Origin of the sequence: Bacteroides propionicigenes (assembly GCF_018390535.1) — a bacterium.
GTDB classification, from domain to species: domain Bacteria; phylum Bacteroidota; class Bacteroidia; order Bacteroidales; family Bacteroidaceae; genus Bacteroides; species Bacteroides propionicigenes.
This window is the reverse complement of record NZ_JAHBBW010000028.1, coordinates 1-5,092: the sequence shown is the minus strand read 5'-3', so window position 1 is coordinate 5,092 and position 5,092 is coordinate 1. Positions and strand designations below refer to the sequence as shown.

Sequence of the window (5,092 nt, the reverse complement as noted above, 5' to 3'; positions counted from 1 at the left end):
GTCTATTTCCACCTTTTTGGCTGTTGCATCTTCTATGCGTCTTGTATAGGCTTCTACACGCTTCAATTCTTGAAACACAAGTTCTACCGCAAGCTGCGGATTTACTTTGGGTGTGGTGTCCTTTTTCTTTCGGGAACTGTACTGTCCCTGCTTATAGGTGTAATCCTCCGTCTTTGGGTTTGAGGGTGTTTCCATAATTCCTGCTGATTGAGTTATACTTCAATTTTTTCTGTGTCTTCTCGATGTGGGCAAGCGTATAGTCTTTCCCTATCTCGCTTGCCTTGTATTCTGTTCCGCTCCGGGCTTCCACGTAATAGCCGTTGAGTTTGCCAGTACTTGCCCGGGCTTCCCTTACCTTGAAACCCAGTTTTCCGAGTTCACGGCTGAATCCGGCAAGGTCAAATCCCTGCATCCTTGCAAGGACACCGTCCATAGCCTGTTTTATCTCTTCCCTGTTGGCTTTGCCTATGTCCTTTGACTGTACCAAGTTCCGCTCTCTGGCTATACTGTTGGCGGCTTCCGTTGCTCTCTTCCCTATCCAGTTGTCTTTGTAGAGTTCTCCCGATAACGACACACGGTTTGCCAGTATATGCAGGTGGGCTTGCCTGCGGTTCTTCTCCGTTCCACTGTGCTTCACAATGATATACTGGTGGTTCATCAAGCCCATGCGCTGCATGAAGTCGTTGCCGAGCTTCGCCCAGTCCGCATCGGTCATGCCTGCACTTTCTTCCACTGAAGGACTGACCTCAAACCGAAGGCAGTTGTTTTTTACGTTCTGAAAATCAACGAAGTAAGGTTTCATTTCCTGCACCATTTCTTCGCCTGTGCAGCCGAAAAGTTCATGGCGGTGTATCTCGGTGGCTGCTGCCTCTCCGTTTATCTCTTTGGCAAGGTCGTACTCCAGTGCTGCCGTGCCATGAGATATGCTCTTTCCTTTTGCTATCATCGTGAAAGTATCTTTTTAAGTTCTTTGATTAGTGCCTGGTTCTCCTCGAACACTTCCCTGTACTGGCGCCCACCGAAGTAGTTGTTCAGACGCTGGAGTGTTCCTTTCAGTCGGGCTATCTCCCGAAACAGTTCCCTTTCTTCTTCCGTGTACCTCTCCTTGGGTCGTCCGCCCAGTGCGAGTGTACGGCAGTATTCCGATGTACTGATGCCGCATCGGGCTGCCTGTTCCGCAAGTGCCGCCTTTTCAAGTGCGGTGCAGCGGAATGTTATCTTTTCCGTTCGATTTACCTCCATGTCGCAAAGGTAGTCTTAAAATCCTTTTGAGCAAAGCGAGAAAGGCAAGAATGTCCGACAAGGACACTTCTTGCTATATATACACGCCGCATGGGAATACACACAGCGATAACACACTGCATAGCCACACACTTTTTTCTTTTTTCCCTGCCATTCCCACAACGGAACACGGAGAGCAGTCAAGGGTTCGAGCGGAAAAAACCGCACAGCGAAGCTGCTCAGGATTTTTTCAGATCCGAACTTGCGAAGCCCTTGACGGCTTCGGAGTGTGGAGTTACCTTTGCAGACTGAAAAGAGAAAAAACACAGTTCGCTTCACTAAACGCTGACTGGTCAAAGGATACCCTGTTCAGATATGATTTTTTTAAGAATAGATACACTTACGGTAGAGAAGTCTGACTTATCATAGACATCCACAAGATAAACACGACCTTCACTCTCCGATGCACAAATCGTGTATGTGATAACACGTGCTCCCCCAGACTTACCCTTCCCCTTAGAAACAATGGCAAGTCTTATTTTACGGATACCTGGGCTCAGTTCATCCCCCTGCATGGGGTTCTTTTCCAATGACTTGATAAAATCCTTCATGTCAGCCTTAAAAGACTTATACCTTTTTGCAAGGATTTTCGCTTCCCTCTCAAAATGCGGGGTGGTCTTTACTTCAAAGCTCATCAAGGAATGCGTTTGCGCTCTTAGCTGGCTGCTCACCAGCTTCGATTCGTTTCACTTCATTCAAGCCCTCTCTTATTCGAGTGGCTATTTTTTCTTCTACGGACACTGGCACCAGTTTAAAATCACCGATACGTGAAGTCAGAAAGACGGATTCTCCCTGAATAGCACGAAGAAGGGTCGCTGTCTGATTCGTCCGAAATTTGCTCAATGGAATTACTTGCATATATCTTAAACTTTTTTGATTGTGATACAAATGTAACCATTGTTACCGACATTGTAACCAAATTAATATACTTTAACACGCAAAAAAAAGCTTCAATAACCGCACAATCCCCCAACCCCCTTACGAGGGGGCTTTGTCTTTGTTTTCCCTATTGTTTTTCGTCCGTTTTTTCCGAAAGTTGGGAAGCAATTTCAACCTTATGAGCTTGTTTCTATCTTAACATCGACTATCTATGTCCTATCCTCGCGCGCGCGCATTATGCGAGAAAAACGCCCTCTAAGTACGAGATAAAGAATACTCAAGTACGAGATAAAGAATAAAAATCACCCCCATCAAGTACGAGATAAAGAATAAACAGTACGAGTTCTATTTGTTAAACTCGTACTTAATTTGTATCTTTGCAGAAAACCATAAAAGCACACTTATGAAACCAACTACTTACATTGATTGGGACGGTCTGAAAGATATTCCGTTCTTCTACTGCGACACAAAGGAAGATGAAGAAAATAAAGACTTCGACATATACTATCAAGGGAAACTGGTGCTGCATGACTACAACCATTGCGGACACTACCTATACACAGCCGCTGTGCTGTTTAGCAGAATCAAGAATAAAACGGCAGACTGGGTAAATCTGCGCAATCTTTGGATTCTGCGTGATTGTGTGCGTGAGAACTACAATCATGGAATAGGGGTGGACGACATTATCTTTGGAGAGGATTTTGATGGCGAGAACCTCGATACACTCACACCGCTTACTAAGAAACGCTTCGATTATTTGTGTAAGCGGATTAAGGAACTTGACCCATACGCAACAATCTAAAAGAATACCTATGAGCGAAAACCTACCAAACAAAGCCGTATTCCAGTCCTATATATGGACATGTGCCAAATACGATTTCAGTCCTTACGAAAAGCGTATCATATATCGTCTTATCGAATTTGCCCAACGATGGTTGGAAGGTATTAAAATCAAAGACCATATGCACAAGATTGAGCCGTCTGATTGTGGGGTGAACATCACCATGCCTGTAGCATCCATTCTTCGAGACGAAGATGACCACAACTATGCCAAGGCTAAAGCTGCATTCACATCGCTATCTAAGAAAGGGGCTGAATATGAAGATGATAAGATTTGGTTCTATACAGCCATCATCGAACACCCTAAAATAGAAAAAGGCACAGGTATTGCTACCTTCCATGTCTATGACCCTATCTGGAGAGCCGCACTTGATTTTACGAAAGGGTTCAAGAAATACGAACTCATAACAGCCATGAAGTTTAAAAGCGTCTATGCCATGCGATTCTATGAGCTGATGTCCGGACAAACCCAACCTTTGTTCGTGTCGTTAGAGGGGTCTGACGGACTTCGCAAAAGGTTTTGCTTGCAAGGAAAATACGAAAGAGTTAATGATTTCAAGAGATATGTTATCGATGCAGCTAAAAAAGAACTTGATGAATCCTCTCCATACTCCTTTGTTGCTAAGGAGGAAAAGGAAGGAAAGAAGGTCATTGGCTGGACCCTATTCCCTGTATTCTTTGAAGACAGAGAAGACCCTGCACTACAGGAACAGGCGCGCATGGCTAAAGTTACGGCACGGCTCCAGCTGGAGAACAACGTATATGACTACCTCAAATTCTCCTTTGACTTCAAGTCTGATGAAGTCAACAAGAACAAGAAAACCCTTATCGAGGGGCAAAACCGCATCCCCAATTTCATGGGGTTCCTGGGAGAATTGAAAAAAGGCGCACGACTGGCAGAAAACCCCAAAGGATATGTTATCGGGGCTATCAAAAGAAAATTAAAAGAAATCTAACTGAAAGAGAACAACATAACAAATAATTTCTTAAGTTTGCCATATCTAAGCTTTAAATGTGTACTATATGAAAAAGTTTTTATTATCATTAGCTACTGCTTTTTCCTTTGTGTTATTCTTAGGGTCATGTACCAATGAAGAGGACATAAACAACAACGGTTATTCCGATAAAGAAAAAGCTAAAATCGAAACATTGATGAATTTGTTCGATTCTTATGGTTGGGAACTTGACACGACTGTTAGTATAGAACAGCGTAACAAAGAACTTTTAGAAATGGATTACGAAAAGACTAAAAGTTTCTTGGAGTACATGAGTAATGGTATTGAGTTTGATAATTTTGAACCAACTCAACAAAATGAAGACAATGCACCAAAAGCCTTAAGCAACACAAGATCTACTATGACCTTCCCTATATATGGTAGTCATAGTAGTGCTGTCGCTTCATCGCAAACCACTATGATTTTATCTTATGACGGTCCAAAACCTTCAAGTGTAACGATACAAAGTACATCAGTATCTTCAAACCCTGCAACAACTTGGACTCCTGACGAATACGGTTCTTTTAATTTTTCAGGGAACAAATGTGATAATATAAAAGCCACAGGAATGATTAAATATGGCAGTATCTATAAACACAAATACGAAATGGTAGGGTGGTGTTCAAAAAATAGTTCAGGTATTGTTGATGACGGGAAAATAACTGGTTTTCATGCAATATAACCAAACGATTAAAAACATTATAAACAAAAAAGCGGAGAATACTACTCTCCGCTTTTTTGTTTATCCATCTCTTGAAAATACTCATAATACCTCTTGTAGTTATCCCTGTCCTTGGCTGCATCCACCCACAGATAACACATCAGACAGGCGAACAATAGGGAAAAAACAGCACAAAGGATTGAGTACATTGAAACTTTCTTGTCCACATAGCTGCCGTTTTTCATTCTGTTTCCCTGCCGTTCAAAGTCCGCTAATACGCTTTTTAGGCGATTTTCGGCACTTTCAAGACTCCCCCTGTCTATTTCCACCTTTTTGGCTGTTGCATCTTCTATGCGTCTTGTATAGGCTTCTACACGCTTCAATTCTTGAAACACAAGTTCTACCGCAAGCTGCGGATTTACTTTGGGTGTGGTGT

General features: G+C 42.8%; 8 protein-coding genes and 1 pseudogene. 3 read left to right on the top strand and 6 right to left on the bottom strand.

Translation table 11 applies throughout. The features are described from left to right. From KG118_RS17255 to KG118_RS17235, 5 genes and pseudogenes are all read right to left on the bottom strand, one after another. Positions 1-195, bottom strand: a pseudogene (locus KG118_RS17255) (mobilization protein MbpC); the annotation flags it as partial. After that, on the bottom strand, positions 152-946 hold the full coding sequence (mbpB, locus tag KG118_RS17250) for a mobilization protein MbpB (RefSeq protein ID WP_195392849.1): 795 nt from the start codon (positions 944-946) through the stop codon (positions 152-154). The pseudogene KG118_RS17255 and the gene mbpB, both read right to left, overlap by 44 nt. After that, positions 943-1,242: a mobilization protein MbpA gene (gene mbpA, locus KG118_RS17245; protein ID WP_025077299.1), complete on the bottom strand. Its 300-nt coding sequence runs from the start codon at positions 1,240-1,242 to the stop codon at positions 943-945. Before mbpA ends, mbpB begins: the two co-directional genes overlap by 4 nt. A gap of 332 nt (positions 1,243-1,574) precedes the next feature. Then, entirely contained in the window at positions 1,575-1,916 is a 342-nt protein-coding gene (locus KG118_RS17240; RefSeq protein ID WP_195392851.1) for a type II toxin-antitoxin system RelE/ParE family toxin, read from the bottom strand. Then, on the bottom strand, positions 1,906-2,139 hold the full coding sequence (locus tag KG118_RS17235) for a hypothetical protein (protein ID WP_005783253.1): 234 nt from the start codon (positions 2,137-2,139) through the stop codon (positions 1,906-1,908). Before KG118_RS17235 ends, KG118_RS17240 begins: the two co-directional genes overlap by 11 nt. Before the next feature lie 424 nt (positions 2,140-2,563). On the opposite strand from KG118_RS17235, the gene KG118_RS17230 reads away from it, so the two are divergent. From KG118_RS17230 to KG118_RS17220, 3 genes are all read left to right on the top strand, one after another. Continuing rightward, positions 2,564-2,962, top strand: coding sequence for a hypothetical protein (locus KG118_RS17230; RefSeq protein ID WP_025077300.1), 399 nt, complete (start codon positions 2,564-2,566; stop codon positions 2,960-2,962). 10 nt (positions 2,963-2,972) lie between these two features. Further along, positions 2,973-3,956 (top strand): replication initiation protein, encoded by a 984-nt coding sequence (locus KG118_RS17225; RefSeq protein WP_213388590.1) that lies wholly within the window; start codon positions 2,973-2,975, stop codon positions 3,954-3,956. Between the two features lie 67 nt (positions 3,957-4,023). Further along, a complete protein-coding gene (locus tag KG118_RS17220) occupies positions 4,024-4,677 on the top strand; it encodes a hypothetical protein (RefSeq protein WP_154269401.1) in 654 nt (217 codons plus the stop codon). 41 nt (positions 4,678-4,718) lie between these two features. Here the strand turns inward: KG118_RS17220 and mbpC are convergent. After that, positions 4,719-5,092, bottom strand: a 374-nt coding sequence (mbpC, locus tag KG118_RS17215) for a mobilization protein MbpC (protein ID WP_213388589.1), incomplete at its 5' end; no start/stop codon positions are given.